Consider the following 20374-nt stretch of genomic DNA (forward strand, 5'->3'; position numbering starts at 1 on the left):
CAACCTCTTCTCACCCCCCAATAAAATACCTGCTCCATTGCTTAACTTATGGGCACCTCTAAAAAAGTGCATTTTTAGAGATGTCCTTATGAGTCAACATCATAATTTTGCTACCATCATGTGATGGCAGGTATAATTTTTCATGAGGATGTATAGTGATATCTACAACACATAAAGCATACCAGGATCATTTATGCTGTATACGGGACTTATTGCGCTTGTAAAATCCACCCTTAGCAGCCTCCGCGATCTCACTCCCATTCTCCTCGTTGTCACTTTTTTTCAACTTTTTGTACTTCAACAACCTCTTCCCCACTTTTGGCAACTTATGGGGGGATTACTGTGTGTTCTTATTGGTCTTACATTATTTATACATGGCCTGGAAACAGGGCTTTTCCCAATTGGGGAAACAATGGCAAAAGCACTGGCTCATAAAGGCAGTCTAGCCTGGCTATTTGCATTTTCGTTTGCACTTGGCTTTGGCACAACTGTCGCTGAACCCGCCCTTATTTCTGTATGTCAAGAAGCAGCAGAAGTCGCAGCAGAAGAAGGTATTATTGCATTCAATCAACAGGCTCAAAACGCTTATGCCTATGGGTTGCGCTTTACAGTCGCACTATCTGTTGGTATCGCTATTATGGTAGGGGTACTGAGAATACTACAAAACTGGCCTTTACACTTATTAATGATCGCCGGCTATGTGATCGTCACATTGATAACCCTAGTAGCGCCACAAGAAATTATTGGCATTGCTTATGACTCCGGTGGCGTCACCACATCAACTATCACTGTACCACTCGTCACTGCGTTAGGTGTAGGCTTAGCCTCGGCTATTAAAGGTCGAAATCCCTTAATTGACGGTTTTGGACTCATCGCTTTTGCGTCACTTTTCCCTATTATTTTTGTCATGATATTTGGTATGGTGGTGCAATGGCTTGGATAACAGATTTTTTTCTTAGCTTTTTTGTAACGATGAGAGATGTCCTTCCCATCGCTATCATTTTGTTTGGTTTTCAGCACTTTGTTATACGCCGTCCTATACCCAACATTCGTCGGGTATTAATTGGATTTATTTACGTTATTGTTGGCCTAACATTATTTCTTATTGGCTTAGAACATGCTCTGTTTCCATTAGGCGAATTAATGGCAAAGCAATTAACGGCTATCGATTTTTTGGCGCCAGATGGCAACAGAAGCTCTCCACTAACTTGGCAGGATTATTATTGGGTTTACCTCTTTGCAATTGCTATTGGCTTTAGCACGACGATTGCCGAACCCTCTTTAATGGCTGTTGCTATAAAGGCTAGTGAAGTATCAGGTGGAGGCATTCATGCCTGGAGCTTACGCGTTGCAGTAGCAATTGGTGTAGCCATCGGTATTGGGCTGGGGGCCTATCGTATCGTGACAGGATTGCCCATTCATTATTTTATTGTGGCAGGCTATATTATTGTCATTATACAAACCTACTTTGCCCCTAAACTCATTATTCCTTTAGCCTATGATTCAGGAGGTGTTACAACATCTACTGTAACGGTACCCCTAGTCACAGCACTCGGGCTGGGCCTTGCAGAAACTGTCCCTGGCCGTAGTCCACTGATAGATGGGTTTGGCCTTATTGCTTTTGCCAGTTTATTTCCCATGATAACAGTGATGGCTTACGCTCAATTAGTAGACTACTGGATTAAACGTAAAGCGAATAAACAGAGCAAGCATGGAGCTGAATAATGCACTTTAAATTAATTGTTGCATTTGTCGATGATTCAAAGACAAATGCTGTTATAGAAGCAGCACGTGGAGCAGGAGCCACAGGTTCAACGCTGATTAACAACGCGCGTGGTGAAGGACTTTCTGGTACTAAAACATTCTTAGGGCTCTCACTGGAAACGCAACGAGATGTTTTACTCTTTTTGGTTGAAGAACACCTTAGCCGTAAGATTCTTGAACAAATTGCCATTGCAGGAGAGTTTGATACCTCGCCAGGCACAGGTATTGCTATTCAGTTGGATGTTGAAGATGCAGTGGGTGTTGCCCACCAAATCGATGAATTAACCAATAAAGTAGAGCAGGCATTATGAGCAAGCCCACACTCATTCGTGTTCGAGATATTATGAAAGACAATTTTCTGAAAATTAATGGGCTAAAAACTGTTCGGGAGGCAATTAATAGTTTACGCCAGGCTGATGCACATACCCTTATTGTTGAAAAGCGTCATGAGAATGATGAATACGGTATTGTTGTCTTAGCGGATATTGCTAAAAATGTGCTTGCTAAGGATCGAGCACCAGAGCGAGTTAATGTTTACGAAATTATGTCTAAACCTGTACTCAGTGTGGACCCGGATATGGATATTCGCTACTGCTCCCGACTCTTCGACCGCTTTGGTCTATCCACAGCACCCGTCATCCAAGATGGACAAGTTATTGGCATCATTACCTACCAAGAAATTGTGCTTCATGGACTGTGTTCGACACCACCTAATACCTAAAAAAATAAGCTCAAACGACAATGCTAAACATTATTCTGTGAAAGTGAATGCAACTATAGAAACTAAACTACTGATAACAAAAACAACCAACACACTAACATACTTAACAGGGCTGAAATTAAAACCCAATGTTTTCCTAACCAGCCATCCATTCGTTGAAAATTAACACGCATACCATCCCCCTATACGCAAATGAGAATAATTCTCATTATATATTAATTTTCAGCACCTGTCATAAAAAAGGCTGCTATAAAGAGCAGCCTTTGTGAACACATACCACCAACTAGTCGCCATAAATATCAAAATCAAAGTATTTTTTCTGTACCTTATCGTAGGTACCATCTTTCCTGATCTTTTCAATCGCAGCATTGAGCTTATCTTTTAAGCCTTTATCCCGCTTACGAACCGCAACCCCCATACCTTCACCAAACCATTTCTTGTTGGTAATCTTAGGGCCAATAAACTCGTACTTATCGCCACCCGCTTTTTTAAGAAAACCATCTTGTAAAGGAATTGAGTCACCCAAAATTAAATCTAACCGGCCAGCTTTCATATCCAGATAAACTTCATCTTGTGTACTATATCGTTTGATATTAACCAACCCTTGGTATTTATCAGAGATATAACTATCAAAGGTACTGGAACGAAGCACACCAATTGTCTTACCTTTTAGGCTGTCTTCATTGATTTCAACATCACTACCTTTCTTACGTAGAAAACGAGCAGGTGTATGATAGTACTTATTGGTAAAATCCACTTTACGCTTACGTTCTTCAGTGATCGACATTGAAGCAATAATGGCATCGTATTTCCTCGCCATCAAAGCAGGAATCATGCCATCCCAATCCTGAGGAACCAGCACACATTTAGCTTTCATTGCTGCACAAAGTGCATTTGCCATATCAATATCAAAGCCTACGATAGAACCGTCAGGTGCTGTTTCGCTAAACGGAGGAAAGGCTCCTTCTACACCAAAACGAACTGTTTTCCAGTCTTTAGCCACTGCTGCTGTTGATGCTACAGCAGACACCACAAAGGCTAACGCGAGACGTTTTATCATTTTTTACTCCCTTACTTCACCTATATAACCGCAGGCCACGTCACTTTATAAAATTCAAAGGATCTCCACATAAAACACGCTGCTTGTAGCCTTTTTATTATTCAGCACTTCACTCTTTTCTTCTGGTGAGGTACGAAGACTTTATATATCTCAGTCAACGTGTCGTGGTTCCACTTTATAAAGCTTCTGCCTTTTATAAATATAAAAAAACAGTGATCTATAATCACTTAACAGCTTACCCTAGCACTCTTATAATAATTTGCAATATACATTCACACAAAGCACCAGCACCATCGTGGTTATCCGTTATTGTCCTTATTGTTTTCCTACCTATCCACGCGCAAACTAGTACTGCTTTCACGCTCAACCAAAAACCAAAGCATTAATCTGAGCGCAGTGAACAAGGGATAACCATGCTGAACAATTCGCCACTTAGCAGTAATGTGAATACAGATAAAGTTCGCAAAGAAAAAGACTTACTTGGAGAAAAAGAAGTACCTATCAATGCCTACTACGGCATCCAAACCCAACGTGCGATTGAAAACTTCCAGATTACTGGCGTCTCAATCAATCTCTTTCCAACGCTGGTAACAGCGCTGGCAATGGTTAAAAAAGCAGCCGCCAAAACCAATGCTGAATTAAAGCAACTCCCACAACATAAGACAGATGCTATTTGCCAAGCCTGTGATGATGTAATGGCAGGAAGATTACACGAACATTTTCTTGTCGATGTTATACAAGGTGGTGCTGGCACCTCAACCAATATGAATGCTAATGAAGTAATCGCTAACCGCGCATTGGAAATTTTGGGACATAAAAAAGGCGAATATGAACATCTACACCCTAACAATGATGTCAATATGAGTCAGTCCACAAATGATGTTTATCCAACAGCCGTACGTATGGCCATCATTCTGAAACATAGTGAGCTGGTGATCGCCGCCCAACAATTACAACGGAGCCTACAAGAAAAAGGGACCGAGTTTGCGGATGTCATAAAAATGGGACGGACTCAATTACAAGATGCAGTTCCTATGACATTAGGTCTAGAATTCAATGCTTATGCAACCACTATTGGTGAAGATGTTGAGCGTATTAAATGGTTAACAGACCTTTTCAAAGAAGTTAATTTAGGGGGGACAGCTATTGGTACAGGTATCAATGCTGATCAATCCTATGGACAAATTGCCATTAAGCACCTGTCACGTATTGCTTGTATCGACTTATGCCAGGCATCTGATTTGGTAGAAGCCACTTCAGACATGGGCGCTTTTGTTTTATTTTCCAGCATGTTGAAACGCTTTGCGATTAAACTATCAAAAATATGCAACGATTTACGTTTATTAAGTAGTGGGCCTACTGCTGGACTAAACGAAATAAACCTACCACAAATGCAGCCTGGCTCATCAATAATGCCAGGTAAAGTTAACCCCGTGATTCCAGAAGCGGTTAACCAGGTTGCTTATAATGTTATAGGAAACGATCTTTGTGTGAGCATGGCGGCTGAGGCCGGTCAGCTCCAGCTCAATGTCATGGAACCCGTCATTGCTTACAAAATACTTGAATCAATACAAGAACTGACTAATGCCACCATAATGCTAAGTGAAAAGTGCATCAAAGGTATAACGGCTAACAAGGAGCGTTGTCGAGATTACGTAGACAATAGCATTGGCATTGTGACCGCATTAAATCCTTATATTGGCTATGAAAATGCCAGCCGAATTGCTAAGCAAGCACTGGCAACAGGGAGACGAGTTGTTGATTTGGTCAAAGAAGAAGGGCTCATCGCTGAAGATCAACTCGCTGAAATCCTCAAGCCAGAAAATATGCTTACCCCTCATAATTTACAGAAAAAATAATTGTCACACAGGTTACGCTTCTAACCTGCAATGCAGAAAGGGGGACTCACCCCCTTCTGGCTCTGGCTCAATTTCTAGTAGTCAGATAAGTTCAAATCTTTTTCAGTCACAATATCTGTTATAAATTCGGCGGGCACCACTTCAAAGTATTGGTTCATGACATCCACTCCAGGCAACTGAGGCAGTTCCAGCTCCTCTGGTGCATGTTGCTCTAAGGTCAACGCTTCTGCGGTAAATGCCTGCCTCTTAAAGCTTTCACAGACTACATAGACTGGCTTCTGATACTCTTTAGCGGCAAGCGCTAACAAGAAGCTACCACTTTTGTTAACGACACTACCATCGGCCAGAATACAGTCAGCGCCTAAAATAACAGCATGAACTTTTGGTATCACAATACCTACTTGAGCATCAGTAATGTAAGTACATGGAACACCTAACACTGATGCGTAGGCTGCTAAACGCTTCCCCTCATTACCAGGCCTGGACTCAGTACAAATAATACGATAGTTATCCCTTGATAGTTGCGATAGTAACTCTTTGACCGTTGAGCTGTAACTATGGGTTAACAAACACCCTGACCGAGGTAAAAGCGTTTGTAATAACTCAACGGCTTCTTGTACTGCATTATGAGAGCAGTCCACCAGTTCTAGTGCAATAGAAGAAGCCTCACGTAAATCTTCCATTGATGTGACGCGTTTCTGCCAACATTCAATTAAACCTGCAATTGCCCCCATACAAGGACGAATAGACTTTAATCGGTTTACCAACTCAGAAACTGTCTGCTGAGCATGTTGTTTATTGGGCAAACGATCAGCAAGGCAGCAAAAGTCTGCCAATGCCATCAAGGTTTGACGTGCTATTTGACTTGCACCATCAGTCAGGTTTGAGCTGATTTCCTGACAAATCTGTTCATTAAGTTGCTGCAAATCGTCTTCAGTTGGTAAACTCATAGCTCAATTCCTATCCAACAATACTGGCCCTATAAGTAATTATCGTAAGCCTGACGGTAATTGCTCGTATTTAGTGCTTAGTGGTACACCTCCTAGAATAATCATTAATAGACGTGCTAAATGGTCTTAGTCTCAACGCTTATAAAATGAGGGTCTGCTCACAGTCCCTAGCAAGGAAAAGGTATGAATGGATAAGCCCGCTTCTCTAGCTACACATACAATGAATAACTGCATATCCCCTACCTCTGCAGCTTCAGATCAGTTTTTTCCTTCAACGACTGACCATCAGTCTCATCAACTCTATCGAAAACTGTTCAGTGTTATAGCTATCATGTGCTGCATTGTTGTAGTTATGGAAGTTATCACCATTACCACTCTTCGCAGTATTGTGATTGATGAGCAAAAACAGCACTTACGAAATATGCTCAAATCACAAGCAATGCTTCTTGAGCAGATTGTCTCGTCTTCTCCAGAATCACCACAACCACAAACTAATGGAGAAAATGGACACCTCCACGCCGAAAAAGCAATTCTTGCCGTTCAACAAACATTCAACCAATTACGTGAAGGTGAGCAAATATTTCTCCTTGAGCAAACGGACAAACAGGAACTACGTTACTTTAGCGGTGAAACCCTCTCACCCGCCCTTGCTACAGGCATTCAACGGTTAATCCAAAATCGCTTACAAACAACTCAAATTACTGATAACAATAAACAATACATTATCAGCTACCTGCCATTGCCACAGCGTGATTTAAGCTTAGTTGGCCTCATTGATTTAAGTGATCTGACAAAATCTTTTCTACAGGCAAGTTTGTTACTAGGTGTCTTAACCGTAGTATTATTGGTTTTTGGCGTTAGGCTGTACCAACGACGTATCAATGCCATAATGCAGAGACTGCATAATAATGAACAAAAATTCCGTATATTATTTCACTCATCCAGCCAAGGGGTTATCGTCTCCGATAAACACCATACAATCCTTGAATGTAATGAGTCCTCCAGCCATATCTTTCGTGCTGAACGTGATGAGCTTATAGGTAAGTCGCTGTTAAACTTTAGCGCCCCTCAACAACCTACAGGTGAATCATCCTCAACAGCATTGAAACGCTATTGTGATGCAGCTGCATCTGATAATGCTCAACAATTTGTATGGCGAGCAGCGCGTGGAGATAGCCAACTCATACTCGATGTTTATTGGAAGGCACTGTCACTAAATGCCGACCAAGAATGTGTTTTTATTGCCACCATCCGCGATATTACTGATGAGTTTTTAATACAACAGCAACTTGAAGAGAAAGACCATCAGCTTCAGTTACAACGAGAAAAACTTATGGAGGTTAGTCGCTTAAGTACCATGGGTGAAATGGCTGCAGGTATCGCTCATGAAATCAATCAGCCTCTTGCCGCAATTAGCAGTTATGCGCAAGCTTGTCAGCGATTACTCCATCAGAATGCCCACCAACCTCCCAATCCACAAGTGGTGGAATGTCTTACCAAAATCACTTCACAAACGGAACGTGCAAGTCAAGTTATTAGTCACTTGAGGGGGTTCATTGGTAAAGCAGCCACAAATACACATGTAGTCAATTGTAATCAACTGGTTACTGAAACCATCAGCCTTGCACAACTTGATTGTGGACACCGAAGAATTCCCCTACACTTGCATTTAAGTAAAACTAGCCCACAGCTTAAGGTTGACCCTATACTATTACAGCAAGCATTACTGAATTTAATACATAATGCTGTTGAAGCCATGGCGGATACCAATGATATCTCTACAGGTATAACCATCAGTACTCAGCAACTGTCGCCTGATTGGATAGAGATTTCAGTACAAGACACAGGTCGTGGTTTACCCAAGGGTGGTGAAGATCACTTATTTAATCCATTTTTTTCAACTAAAAGCAATGGATTAGGAATTGGTCTCACAATTAGCCACTCGATTATTTCTTCACACGGTGGCAAACTTAGTTACAAAGCTAACCCCAATGGCGGGACAACATTTTTTATCACTTTGCCAACGTTTGAGCGTTAATTCGATCGGAGAGAATATGCAAGAGCAGGAACCCACTGTTTTTATTATTGATGATGATGAGGCTGTTAGAGACTCATTAAAACTGTTGATGCAATCAGTGGGGCAACGTGTTGAAGTGTTTGCATCCCCAGCTGAATTTCTTGCGTCCTATGACGAAAATAGACCAGGCTGTATCATACTGGATATTCGTATGCCAGGCATGAGTGGCTTAGAGCTACAAAGCAAGTTAAATGAAATGCATTGTATACTGCCCATCATCTTCATTACTGGTCATGGTGATGTACAAATGGCGGTTCAAGCCATCAAAGATGGTGCAATGAACTTTATTCAAAAGCCATTTCGAGACCAAGAGCTTCTTGATCTTATTAATGATGGTCTTAAACTCGACAGTGAGCAGCGTAAAGAGTTACTGGAACACAAAGAAATCTTAAAACGACTTGCCACACTTACTGAACGCGAGCGAGAAGTACTTAAGCATGTTGTTGAAGGAAAGGCCAATAAGGTAATCGCAGCTGATATTAACTTAAGCCAACGCACAGTTGAGATTCATCGCTCACGGGTGATGGAAAAAATGGGCACTAAATCCCTTGCTCATTTAGTGCGCCAGGTAATGCAAGTCAAAGATCAGGTTGAGCTGTAAGCCACCACACCTGCTCTCCTCCAGGAATTACTCAAAAAGGGTACCCGTACTTTGGTACCCTTCCACAAATTACCTGTTAGGTACATCCCGAATATGAGCCAGTAAAATTACAGATTTTGTACTTAAGGCTCACCCCATAGACTTAGCATCATAAAGGGTTATATTACAGTAACCCGTTAAGGTGAATTTTAAAGGTGTTAACGCTCAATAGCTTTCCAAGTTATTGCTATTACCCTTAAAAACCCACCAAATAACGACCTAAAACATATTTTACGCCTGATGCAATAGCTTTATGAATGTGACAATGTCATACAACAGATCTGTTTTTATTCTCAATAATGACAGACACACATTAAATACCATTTCTGAAGTCTGTCAGCGTCTTAATATTGAGACAAAGACACTAGGCTCTGGAGCACAATTACTCGCAGAGCTAGACCATGAAGCACCATTGTGTATTTTTAGCACCTCCAAACTAGCGGATATGGATAGCACCGCCTTGCTTCAACACATTCAACAGTTAAATGACGAGTTACCTGTGTTAATGGTTGGGCAGTCTGGAGAGGTTCACTGTGCCGTTAATGCTATAAAACAAGGGGCGCTGGACTTTTTTACTCAACCCATTAACAGCCGCCGTATCCAAGTCATTCTGCAAACACTACTCGCCAAAGATCATGAACAGTAATATAGGATTGCACTAAAAAGCTCTATAACCTCTGCCATTGCTTTTTGATCCTATCTCTATGAAAAATGCCAGTTAAAACCTCACATGTTCTAGTGCTATTGCCACCAATAGATAGCATTATCTAAACGTATAATATATATATTCACTACTCTATAAAGTCTCAACACAATGGGTTTTCTATGACAAAACACCATGAGTTCCGTATAAAGGTTTATGAGGTTATCTTTGGAACTGATACTCCGGCAGGTAGGCTCTTTGACATAGTCCTTATTTACGCCATCCTGCTGAGTGTTGCGGCGGTCATTTTAGATTCTGTTGAAGCCATATCTAAAGAATACAAGTTATCTTTCCAAACTATTGAATGGTTTTTTACCTCCTTGTTCACTATTGAGTACATTATCAGGCTTTATTGCTGCCCAAAACCTTGGAGGTATGCACGGAGCTTCTATGGTTTAGTTGACTTGCTTTCTGTGTTACCTAGTTATTTCGCTTTATTTATTACCCAAGCCAACTTTTTAATTATTATTCGACTTTTCCGAGTACTCCGCATTTTTCGGATATTAAAGCTGATGCGCTATTTAGGGGAAGCCAATACATTAATGCGTTCAATTATTCTTTCCCGCCGCAAAATTTTTGTATTTTTAATTTCAGTCATGGTTCTGGTCACAATTTTCGGTTCAATGATGTATTTAATCGAAGGCCCTGCAAATGGCTTTACCAGTATTCCAAAAAGTATTTATTGGTCTATTGTTACGATTACAACGGTAGGCTATGGCGATATTACACCTCAAACCATCTTAGGACAGGCGCTATCATCACTTATTATGATTACAGGCTACGCTATTATTGCGGTACCCACAGGCATTATAACTGCAGAATTAGCTGTAGAACTGAGACGGGAAAAAGTCATTCATGGATGTCATAACTGTGGTCGGGCAGGTCATGACCGCGATGCGCTTCACTGTAAATTTTGTGGCGCAAAACTAATTACTCACACGTAAAACAGTTAGTGTAAAGCCTCATAGAAGGGGGTATATGAGGCTATATCTTAGCTATGAATATTATTTTGGCAGGGTATATATTAGGAAAATACAACCGTCTTGTTATTATGCACCAAGACACGGTCTTCAAGATGATAACGAAGCCCTCTTGCTAATGCATTTTTTTCACAGTCTTTACCTAACCGCACCATATCATTAATACTATCTCGATGACTTACGCGAATGATATCCTGTTCAATAATAGGACCTGCATCCAATTCTTCTGTCACATAATGACAGGTTGCACCAATTAATTTTACCCCTCGTTCATAGGCCTGATGGTAGGGTTTAGCGCCTACAAATGATGGCAGGAAACTGTGATGAATATTGATAATACGTCCAGCATATTCCTCACACAGAGAAGGCGGCAGTATCTGCATATAACGCGCCAGCACAATGGTATCGGCATCATGCTCACTCACCAATTGTGCAACACGGTCAAACGACTTGGCTTTATTTTCTTTATCTACAGGTACATAAAAATAAGGAATTCCATGCCACTCAACAATCCCCCGTAGATCTTCATGATTAGCAATAACACAGGGTATATCACAGTGCAGCTCACCCGAATGCCAACGGTGTAAAAGATCCACTAAGCAATGCGACTGACTACTCGCCATCAATACCACTCGCTTACGCTCAGCGGAGTCAGTGATCTTCCACTCCATACCAAATTCTTTAGCAATAGGTGCAAACGCTGTACGCAGGCCTTCTAGATCGAAAGGCAGTGAGTCAGCACAGATCTCGTGACGCATAAAAAACCAGCCCGAAACAGGGTCCGAGTGATGGTTCGCCTCTGTGATAGACCCATTATAGGTCGCGAGAAAGTTGCTCACTTTTGCAACAATACCCACCCTATCAGGACAGGCTACAACTAACCGATAAGTGCGTGACATAATGTCCTCAAAACGAATCAAACTTCTGCTTTCAGACCAGAGCTCACTGGCAAGCTGCGCATTATAGGCGTTAGCTCAAGTTACTCGCAATGGCGACAATTACGGACTCTCCATAATATTTGCACCCTGCAGTTCAGTTTCCAACTGCCGACCATAAACGACTAACTGATCTAAAATATGCAAGCGATCTGGCGCTGACTCTCCTTGTTTTAAATGCTCAATACGCTGGTACAACTCTGCGAGTGTCAAACTCCCCTCTTCACCCACCAGTAAACGGTGTCGACGAAAGGCTAGCCACTCTGCCCTATCTTCATCATTTAACAGATCAGGATAATTACGAGCACGATACCGAAATAGCAGATCATCAAGACGCCAGTCTTTAAAGTTTAGCTTCAAGTGAGCCAGCTGCTCAGGTTTCTCCTCCCTGACCAACTGCATTTTTTCGCGGTCTTCTTGAGGCAAAAAGCCACCACTATAAAGCATAAGTTCAGGATCTTGTGTGTCACTTTGAGGAGGGTCAGAAAACACCTGTTGCACTTTTTTTATTAACTGTTCAACAGGGTATTGTGAATTTGTAATCAACTGGTCGTAATGTTGTCTTAATAACCCCATATCAATCTCTAAACGCTGTATATCCTCATCTCGTAGTGTTTTTAAAGGGGCAAGCATTGGAGACTTATTAGCATGTACAACTTTAAGGGGAATTCTGATTTGATTTTCACCCTGCTCAGCTTGAGCAGTAAAAAGCCGGGTTTTTATTGCTTCAACATCCATTTCCAGTAATGGCGTTGGATCTACAGATAGGTCATAAACAATAACACCATTACTATTTATAGGATGTGTAGCAATAGGTACAACAATCGCCAAACAATTTCGTGCCGTGGAAAACATACCAGACACATGAATAAAGGGTTTATGCTGAACCAGATTTATTTGCTGAAACACAAACCGTTTTTGCCGAAGCGAAAATGCATAGTCATATAAACGGGGTTGGTAGGACTTTATAAGTTTTGCCAAAGCAATCGTTGCTCGCACATCCGACAAGGCATCATGTGCATTTTCATGAGCAATATTATTGGCAACGGATAAATGCTCCAACCGAAAGCTGGGCACACCATCAGGCGTAGGCCAGTTTAGTCCTTCTGGACGCAATGCATAAGTTAAACGCACCACATCCAGCAAATCCCAGCGAGAGTTGCCATTTTGCCACTCCCTCGCATAGGGATCATAGAAGTTGCGATATAACAGAAACCGCGTTACCTCGTCATCGAAACGGATAGAGTTATACCCTAAATTACAGGTACACGGCTGAGCAAGTTGTTGGTGTATTAACTGCGCAAATGTTGCCTCATTTACCCCTTCTGCATGCGCAATCTGTGGTGTAATACCCGTAACCAAACATGCTTCAGGATGTGGCAGTGTATCTCCTGCAGGTTTACAGTACACCATAAAAGGCGAGTCAATCTCATTCAGCTCGGTATCAGTACGAATTCCAGCAAACTGCACAGGCCTATCTCGGGCTGGATCAGCACCAAATGTCTCATAGTCATGAAAAAAAAGAGTTGTCTTTGGCATAACAGGCTTCTATTCCATTGTCGCTGTCACAATAGTAACACCTGACTTTATTAGCTACCATCTAAACCAAAGCAGGTTATACCCTTCGAACGGATATAGCACTCATTCTTTTCTAATCTTGTTTTACAAAAAAAGTGCAACCCATGGAGTAGCGCTTTTTTTCACAGCAGTGCTTACTAATCTATTAATCAGTACTCTGACCACAACACCTTAGAATACAGCAATACATGATATTATAGTGCTGACAGTACGAGCTTAGGCGCAGGGTCTGTCAGTGATGCGACATGCCAATGATAAATCGCCTTAGATGAGTTACTCACATGAAACTGATGTGCATTGTGCTGAATGGCGGGCAAATCACTGACAATATGAAGATCACCTTCGATTGTCATGCCTAGTATATTCAACTTATGGCGTCTAGATTTTGAGACCTTTAGTCCTTTAATTTCAATTGTATTATTCTTATGTGAAACTATTGATATTAATTTGATGTCTTTAGTTACGAACGCAAATGATTTATCAAGCTGACCATGCTTTTCATAAAATACCTTAAACTGGCCATGACCAATGTAGTTAACCTGTTTAAAGCTAGGATCACGTTTAAGCTCATCAGCCCATCGCTTCATTTCGTGTTCTCGCTCACTACTAATATGTCCCTGTTCAGTTTCATCTGCACGCGCCATAATCGCGGTGAGAATTCCTTCATATTTAAAATCAAATGACAGGTCTTTATGAATAGCAATTTCGGCTGAAAAGCGCTCAGGGAATAGACAACCAGAAACCCAGAAGCAAATGAACAACAGTAGGTAGCGTAACCGTTTCAAAAGCAACCTCTTCACTTATGTCAGTGTTTTATTTCTCATTTGTGGTGCAAATTAACATCATTAACACACCAAAAACCACTAACATTATCACATTAATTGCATGGGCCAAGTTTAATTTTTTAAAGAATGCTTTTTCCTACTTATGTAGAATGTTCGTTGCCTAAAAAGAAACATGCCTTATGAACAGTAAGTATTAATAGTGAAAGTACTTTATTCTGGTTGCTAACATTTAACCTTTTTAAATATTACTCCTTATCATCCAATATCTCTCCCTTCTCGATTTCACATGCACTACATCTCATAGTTTTTGTGAATTAAAATCAATAAATATAGCACTGTGCGTTTAAATTCACAGTGCTGTGTATTATTAAGCTATATTCAAACGTGCTTGCCGTTGTGAAAAGCGTAATCGTTGATAATTTTGCTCATTACGCCGCTGACGGTAGATTCGTACTGCAATATCAGGTTTATGAGCAGGAATCACAGTTATTAACTCAAATCCTTTTTTAGCTAGTTGCTTGTACATTAGCTTGTTACCTAGCAAACCACAAAAAACACTTTGTATGAGATAGCTCACAACCAAAGCAATGAGTATAAGCGGCATGCCATAGTGAAATAGATAAAGTAAACAGCATACGTAAACTGCTACTATGACACTAATACCAAATAAGGCCAGTAATGGCAGTCCTTTAAAAAGCGCCCATAACCAACCAAAATGAAAACCAGGCCATGACCAGCCACGTTTTACAACTTGGATATCGTGAGCACTATTTTCAAAGATCATGTATTTATTCATAGCCAATCCTTTGTTTATTCCCTTTACAGTGAGGGATAATTCGAGCTAAAACATGAAATGCTTTAGTGCTTAACTCCTTATAATGTCGTATAGCTTACTTTTTATTATAAATCTTCAAAAGGAGAAGAACTGTAGAGCAGCACAACTACTTATCTCTACGGACTATCAAGGCATCAATCATGCTATGACGCACAACTGCATCATAAAACTCCCTACCCTTTAAGGCCTTAATCACAACAAGCGAATCATTGATACTCTCCACAGTGCCAGATAATTCCTGACCAGAAGAGAGCACAAGGGTAACAGGCTTATTCTTAAATTGAATTAAAATCTGAGATAATGTCTCACCATAAGAAAGATATGATTCTTTTTTTACCGTATCCGACTTCACACTTTCAGTTTTAGATGAGGCATCTGTATGCGTTTCACCATAGCTTAATATAGGTGTCAAACAAAGAGATAGTACAATACAGACTGGCTTTACAGCATTCCTTAACATAGGCAGTTTCCCTTAACGTTCATACGTCTATACCCATCAATTTGAGTATAAATATTCATGATTAACCAAGATCTTACGATCCAGCTTTACACTTAAATCAAACTACTCTTTGCAACACTCATACTGAAATGAGTGCTGGCGATACCTCCCCCAACAAGCCAACTCGCAAGAATAATACCCTTCACCATTGACTTTGAGACTTACCGACCGTGCTATGTCACCCGGGACTTAAAGTTAAGTGTATCTCACCTTAGTTATTGGCAAATATACACTCAAGGTAAGTTTTAAGTTTCATTACACCTTAATGCCTGTCGCCCAAAAACGTCCATGTTACAGGTATACTGTAGTGGAGATTCTGTTACTACAGTAATTTAGCTTGCTACTACGAAGTTGGTATAGCCAGCGTTACCTTTTTGATAGACCCCAGCTATTAGCGTTTTGGCCACCTTGAAATGTTTTCCTCAAACTCTTCATATTCATCAATGAATCCCCTTTTAATACCTTTTAAGAATGCCAGTTACTCATTTTAGTTTGTATAGAAGAACTGACATCCGGATTACCCACAGTGTACTCAAACTTGGAATAGCAAGACAGGTATGATTGTTAAATCTTAGAACATCCACATAGTCATGCTTTGAATCACTTCACTTACCAGAGTCTAACGTAACGTAAGCACTATTCGTATTGACGAAATCTTACTAAAAAATACGTTATTAACATTTTTTAACCATCCACTTTAAAATAATTGAAAAACACCAAGCTTGACACCTAAAATATCAACTAAATCAAATATTATCAGCCACATACCAAGACTTACAACACCACCATAACAACAACCAAAGCACAATAAATTATCAAATCAACTCACAAAAACATTAAGAAAGGCAATAATTAAACACTCACCAACCAGAAAACAAAAAAAAACTCAATGCGTTTTTCTACCATCTATTATTTATTTGCCAGCCATACAACAAACATAAAATATTTTTCTTACAACAATTGTTTTATATACATAAAATAAATTCTAACATAGTTTATACACCTTATATTATGATTGTAATCTACGACATCAAGCGATAATTCCTTCTATTAACGCCTCATCAAAACAACCGATTTTACGTATCACATCTTTTTTTATTCTTAATTCCTCATAAAACAAGAGAGGTTTTTATGAAAAAACAAATTCTTGTACTTTGTATCACTACACTCATGAGTGGTGTTACTCTTGCTCAAGGTAATGGCTTTTATCTTGGTGGTAATGTTGGTCAAACTGACTTCGATGAATGTGCAGACGGTTTTAGCTGCGACGAGAAAGATACTGGTTGGAAGCTATATGGTGGTTACCAATTAAACCAAAACATTGGTATTGAAGCGGGTTATTACAACTTTGGTGAAACAACCGGTAAAAATCGTTTTGGAAAATATTCAGTTGAAGCAGAAGGCTTAGGTGTTGCGCTTACTGGCACATTACCACTCAACAACCAATTCAGCCTAACCAGTAAAATAGGTGCTATGCGCTGGGAAGCTGATGGCCACTATCGGGGTCGTTTTACCTACGCTAATGATGATGAAACAGGCACCGATTTGTTTTATGGTGTTGGTGCTAAGTTTGCTCTTGCACCCAATTTGGACATTGTCGCCGAGTGGGAACGTATTGACGATGTGAGTGACGTTGATCATGTTGACTTTGTTTCTGCAGGTGTCCAGTTAAAATTCTAAGTCCTGAGAGACTGCTATGAGTCTCATTGACTCATAGCTTTATTCCACTAATTAGGCAAGCCCACCCTATCAATCGATCGAATACAAGACTCCTAATATATTCACTTCTCTGAGGGTATACAGTCGTATTATGGTTAGAATTAGTGTTGATTTTAAATGAAGCAAGTACACAAATCAGCTGTCTAACATCTACATATGGGCACCTTTAAAAATAGTAATTTTTTTGTTAGAGCAAGGAAGCACTGCACGGAGGACCGCAGTGTATAAGGAATACATGAGGATCCGAGTACAGCGCTGACACAGCTTCCACTAAAAAAGTTCATTTTTAGAGGTGTCCATACTTAATTCTCGGCTATTTTACTATTACCAGTTACTAAGGATTACTTTATGAAGTTAAAGCAACTGTCCATTGTTTTCTTTTGTTGTTTAAGTGCTTTTGGCTGTTCTCAACAAGAAGACAACAGCAAGCAGCCTGATAAACAAGTCGATAAGAAAATTGAAAGTACCACACAAACAGAACAAACAGAACAAACAGAACAAACAGAACAAACAGAACAAACAGAACAAACAGAACAAACAGAACAATCGGGACATACGATTGAAGAGGCATCAAAATTTAGTATTGCTGGCAACTGGGCATACTCAAAAGAAGATTGCCAGTCAGTAAAGTCTGATCCTGCAACTTACCATTTTCCACTTGAAGTTACTTCAGAAAAAATTTCAGGTTATGAGTGGTCGTGCAATATACATAGTACCGATAAGTATGAAGATGGTTACTGGCGAATTCAAACTAACTGTTCTGGCGAAGGAGAGTCATATAAAGAAGAGTTTTATTTAAAGCCTAAAGATGCTAATACTCTACTAAAAAAGCTCAAAGATAAAAATAGCATTAAAACTCTTGTACGCTGTTCCTAATAGGCTTACCACATCATAATTTCTTTAAAAGCCCATAAGTGTGGGCTTTATAAACTTACCAATTACTGAAATTAAATATTTAATAAAACAAGTAAGAATCAAACACCATACAAAGCATATCAAAGTATTCTTATCTTAATTTTTCTAAAGCTAACTCGCTTACATCATCACAAGATGATTTAGCTAATATAACCAAGTAATCCTTTGCAAGTGGATGTCGATATTCTGATAAAAGCTCAATCAAATCACATAAAAGATACTCATCGTTAAAATTAAGGAGACGCTCAAGAAACTGAGGAGAACCTTTTTTCCATTTACCCTGCAACCGACAAACAGCTTCCCATAACGCATCCTCATCACTACTTGTAGCAATAATTTCTAGTGCCTCCGCTTTAGTGATTGACTCACTTTCGATTTCTTTCAAATTTCTTATTTTATAGCCTCCAGCTTGCAGGCACATAGGGCAAGGACAAGGCTTTTTACCATGAGCATTTGGTTGATACCTCCACCCCATTGGTTTTGGTATTTTCCTGACCTTTAGGATTTCACTTGGCTCAATTTTTCTTTCTATAAAAAACTCATACCCAAGTTTATCTTCAGTATTCATAAACAATGAAATTGCCTTGTTTAACTCCATTTTTTCATGTTGCAAATGATATTTACCAAACCATATTTCCTCGTCATTAGGTATTTTGAAGTCAACAGCTGCAAAATTCTTAATCCCTGATCGCTTGAGTTCTCGCGCCCACTGATGAGAAATAAGAAAATCTTTCATATGTGGCATAAAAAATACAACATTACTATAGCCGAGCTTTATACCAGCTCTTTTAATACTTGACTCATGCTCTATGCTTGTAATGTGTACAAGTACTGCCATTATTCACCTGTATATACTTTCTTTAGGGTTGATTGTTAATGGGTACAGGTTCAATTCTTTCAATCACATAGTCTGTAAGGTTCATTTGATTATCAAGATTTATCACAATACCATCTCCACCCTTATCAGGATCAGCAGGCCCAATATAAATGATATAACCTTCCGCGACTTTCTTTAGCTCCACACGCTGATACTGCAAGTTAATCCGATCACTCACTATTCCACCGGGAAGCTCAGAAATCCACTCAATGGAGTCCATATTGTCTGAAAAGTCATACCACATCTCAGCCATATTTAGCCTATTTTTCTAATTGATTTTTTCTTCCAAAGGTAGAGTAAAGGCCAACTACTCTCAAATAGCAAGATTCAGGACCTCACCTGGGGTAACAGCCAGAGCAATCGCATATAACTTCACCTTTATAAAAGCCATTTTCTAAATCACCTTTATCCAACGTCTGCATAACGCCCTTCGAACACGCCGTGAATCCTTTCCTGGAGGCTTGGTTTTCTGCTGCGGGAGAAACAAATTAATTAATTCATGCACTACATTAACACAACCTCAACTACCTTCGTTAAATCACCAGCTTCTTCAATAAATAGTCATCGTCAAAGTATTTGCTGCGTTTTATTAGTTGAATCAACGGGATAAAACTATAGAATTTCAGTACAAATGACCTTTGCAACTTCTTTTGGAGCTGCTTGTAAAATAAAATGAGGCCCTTGTATTTTTTTGACAGTTAGGCTTTTTAAGCCATACTGAAAAACCTTCAATGCAGAAGAATGTACAAGTCTGTCATGGGTAGCTTGAATGTAACAACACGGTATAATGATATTCTGTAATTCCTTAGTCTTATCAATATCTGAAATAATTTTAATCCGTTGAGCCAGCACCTTTGGATCAATGACTGTTATAGTTTTCCTGAAATGCCTAATGAGTTCACTAGATGCGTTTTTCCCCAGACAAAAATAACGAATAAGAAACTTAGGGATATGCCATTTGAGAAGCGTTGAGAAAGGTAATCTAGAAGCAAGCCTAAGCAATAATGGACGAGGAGATTTAGCAAAAGAAGCAACAAAAATAACTTTCTCAATTTGATGGTTTCTTGCTTTTAATACTTCAATTGCAACTGGACCAGAAAAAGATTCTGCCAATAAAGTAAATGGTTCATTATTAGGTAACCGACCTAAAACATACTGAACATGCTCTTCAAATGTTTGTACTTGTGAAGATGGGTAGCATATTGTTTGGATAATACAGTTTGTGGGTAGTTCAGTAATCAAGTCCTTGAACAATAACCCTGTCCCATCAAGGCCCGGCAGCAAGATCAGCTTTTTGTCAGTAGGCCATTCGTTCATGTTTTTTCTAACGATCCCTAAAGTAGTCACATATGCTCTTCAATGAAGGTATTTTAACAAACAATGATTTACAAAGACTGTAATACAGCCAAAAATAGCTTTATTCGCTCTACAACTTGCATTTTAGGAACCTCAGTGAATGAATAACTGAACTGCGTAT

21 protein-coding genes are annotated in these 20374 nt (G+C 39.8%); 11 read left to right on the forward strand and 10 right to left on the reverse strand.

Going from position 1 to position 20374, the window contains the following annotated elements; translation table 11 throughout:
• The first annotated feature begins 193 nt into the window (after window positions 1-193).
• Genes KCG35_RS07885 through KCG35_RS07900 form a run of 4 tightly spaced genes read left to right on the forward strand, consistent with a single transcriptional unit; the run spans window position 194 to window position 2485 of the window.
• On the forward strand, window positions 194-943 hold the full coding sequence (locus KCG35_RS07885) for a DUF1538 domain-containing protein (protein WP_215819139.1): 750 nt from the start codon (window positions 194-196) through the stop codon (window positions 941-943).
• Window positions 931-1725 carry a DUF1538 domain-containing protein gene (locus tag KCG35_RS07890; protein WP_215819140.1) on the forward strand — a complete coding sequence of 265 codons (795 nt, stop codon included), beginning with the start codon at window positions 931-933 and terminating at the stop codon, window positions 1723-1725. Before KCG35_RS07885 ends, KCG35_RS07890 begins: the two co-directional genes overlap by 13 nt.
• The gene (locus tag KCG35_RS07895) at window positions 1725-2075 is read left to right on the forward strand and encodes a P-II family nitrogen regulator (RefSeq protein ID WP_215819141.1); all 351 of its coding nucleotides are present in this window, start codon (window positions 1725-1727) and stop codon (window positions 2073-2075) included. Before KCG35_RS07890 ends, KCG35_RS07895 begins: the two co-directional genes overlap by 1 nt.
• Window positions 2072-2485 (forward strand): CBS domain-containing protein, encoded by a 414-nt coding sequence (locus KCG35_RS07900; RefSeq protein ID WP_215819142.1) that lies wholly within the window; start codon window positions 2072-2074, stop codon window positions 2483-2485. Before KCG35_RS07895 ends, KCG35_RS07900 begins: the two co-directional genes overlap by 4 nt.
• A 283-nt stretch (window positions 2486-2768) precedes the next feature.
• Here the strand turns inward: KCG35_RS07900 and aotJ are convergent, their stop codons facing one another.
• Window positions 2769-3545 carry an L-arginine-binding protein AotJ gene (gene aotJ / locus KCG35_RS07905; protein ID WP_230409083.1) on the reverse strand — a complete coding sequence of 259 codons (777 nt, stop codon included), beginning with the start codon at window positions 3543-3545 and terminating at the stop codon, window positions 2769-2771.
• 413 nt (window positions 3546-3958) lie between these two features.
• On the opposite strand from aotJ, the gene aspA reads away from it, so the two are divergent.
• Complete coding sequence (gene aspA, locus KCG35_RS07910) at window positions 3959-5404, forward strand: aspartate ammonia-lyase (protein ID WP_215819143.1); 1446 nt, start codon at window positions 3959-3961, stop codon at window positions 5402-5404.
• Between the two features lie 74 nt (window positions 5405-5478).
• On the opposite strand, the gene KCG35_RS07915 is transcribed toward aspA, so the two are convergent.
• Window positions 5479-6354 carry an eIF2B alpha/beta/delta subunit family protein gene (locus KCG35_RS07915; protein WP_215819144.1) on the reverse strand — a complete coding sequence of 292 codons (876 nt, stop codon included), beginning with the start codon at window positions 6352-6354 and terminating at the stop codon, window positions 5479-5481.
• A gap of 187 nt (window positions 6355-6541) precedes the next feature.
• Here KCG35_RS07915 and KCG35_RS07920 point away from each other — a divergent pair, with 187 nt between their 5' ends.
• From KCG35_RS07920 to KCG35_RS07935, 4 genes are all read left to right on the forward strand, one after another.
• The gene (locus KCG35_RS07920; RefSeq protein WP_215819145.1) at window positions 6542-8392 is read left to right on the forward strand and encodes a PAS domain-containing sensor histidine kinase; all 1851 of its coding nucleotides are present in this window, start codon (window positions 6542-6544) and stop codon (window positions 8390-8392) included.
• 16 nt (window positions 8393-8408) lie between these two features.
• Window positions 8409-9032 (forward strand): response regulator transcription factor, encoded by a 624-nt coding sequence (locus tag KCG35_RS07925; protein WP_215819146.1) that lies wholly within the window; start codon window positions 8409-8411, stop codon window positions 9030-9032.
• 304 nt (window positions 9033-9336) lie between these two features.
• Window positions 9337-9717 carry a response regulator gene (locus KCG35_RS07930; RefSeq protein ID WP_215819147.1) on the forward strand — a complete coding sequence of 127 codons (381 nt, stop codon included), beginning with the start codon at window positions 9337-9339 and terminating at the stop codon, window positions 9715-9717.
• A 179-nt stretch (window positions 9718-9896) separates the two neighbouring features.
• Window positions 9897-10718 (forward strand): ion transporter, encoded by an 822-nt coding sequence (locus KCG35_RS07935; protein ID WP_215819148.1) that lies wholly within the window; start codon window positions 9897-9899, stop codon window positions 10716-10718.
• Window positions 10719-10798: 80 nt separating this feature from the next.
• Here KCG35_RS07935 and purU read toward each other — a convergent pair whose 3' ends face one another.
• The 5 genes from purU to KCG35_RS07960 all read right to left on the reverse strand — a co-directional run bounded on the left by purU (window position 10799) and on the right by KCG35_RS07960 (window position 15347).
• On the reverse strand, window positions 10799-11653 hold the full coding sequence (gene purU / locus KCG35_RS07940; RefSeq protein WP_215819149.1) for a formyltetrahydrofolate deformylase: 855 nt from the start codon (window positions 11651-11653) through the stop codon (window positions 10799-10801).
• A 99-nt stretch (window positions 11654-11752) separates the two neighbouring features.
• Window positions 11753-13228: an exodeoxyribonuclease I gene (gene sbcB / locus KCG35_RS07945; RefSeq protein WP_215819150.1), complete on the reverse strand. Its 1476-nt coding sequence runs from the start codon at window positions 13226-13228 to the stop codon at window positions 11753-11755.
• Window positions 13229-13461: 233 nt separating this feature from the next.
• Entirely contained in the window at window positions 13462-14052 is a 591-nt protein-coding gene (locus KCG35_RS07950; protein ID WP_215819151.1) for a hypothetical protein, read from the reverse strand.
• Window positions 14053-14419: 367 nt separating this feature from the next.
• Window positions 14420-14848, reverse strand: coding sequence for a DUF2628 domain-containing protein (locus KCG35_RS07955; RefSeq protein WP_215819152.1), 429 nt, complete (start codon window positions 14846-14848; stop codon window positions 14420-14422).
• A gap of 145 nt (window positions 14849-14993) precedes the next feature.
• The gene (locus tag KCG35_RS07960; protein ID WP_215819153.1) at window positions 14994-15347 is read right to left on the reverse strand and encodes a hypothetical protein; all 354 of its coding nucleotides are present in this window, start codon (window positions 15345-15347) and stop codon (window positions 14994-14996) included.
• Window positions 15348-16517: 1170 nt separating this feature from the next.
• Between KCG35_RS07960 and KCG35_RS07965 the strand changes: the two genes are divergently transcribed.
• The gene (locus tag KCG35_RS07965) at window positions 16518-17066 is read left to right on the forward strand and encodes an outer membrane beta-barrel protein (protein WP_215819154.1); all 549 of its coding nucleotides are present in this window, start codon (window positions 16518-16520) and stop codon (window positions 17064-17066) included.
• 387 nt (window positions 17067-17453) lie between these two features.
• Window positions 17454-17981: a hypothetical protein gene (locus KCG35_RS07970; RefSeq protein ID WP_215819155.1), complete on the forward strand. Its 528-nt coding sequence runs from the start codon at window positions 17454-17456 to the stop codon at window positions 17979-17981.
• Window positions 17982-18111: 130 nt separating this feature from the next.
• Here the strand turns inward: KCG35_RS07970 and KCG35_RS07975 are convergent, their stop codons facing one another.
• From KCG35_RS07975 to KCG35_RS07985, 3 genes are all read right to left on the reverse strand, one after another.
• Entirely contained in the window at window positions 18112-18858 is a 747-nt protein-coding gene (locus KCG35_RS07975) for a hypothetical protein (protein WP_215819156.1), read from the reverse strand.
• 22 nt (window positions 18859-18880) lie between these two features.
• Complete coding sequence (locus tag KCG35_RS07980; RefSeq protein WP_215819157.1) at window positions 18881-19150, reverse strand: hypothetical protein; 270 nt, start codon at window positions 19148-19150, stop codon at window positions 18881-18883.
• Window positions 19151-19509: 359 nt separating this feature from the next.
• The gene (locus KCG35_RS07985; protein ID WP_215819158.1) at window positions 19510-20244 is read right to left on the reverse strand and encodes an alpha/beta fold hydrolase; all 735 of its coding nucleotides are present in this window, start codon (window positions 20242-20244) and stop codon (window positions 19510-19512) included.
• Window positions 20245-20374 lie beyond the last annotated feature (130 nt).

The organism is Zooshikella harenae, from assembly GCF_018837975.1.
Lineage (GTDB): Bacteria > Pseudomonadota > Gammaproteobacteria > Pseudomonadales > Zooshikellaceae > Zooshikella > Zooshikella harenae.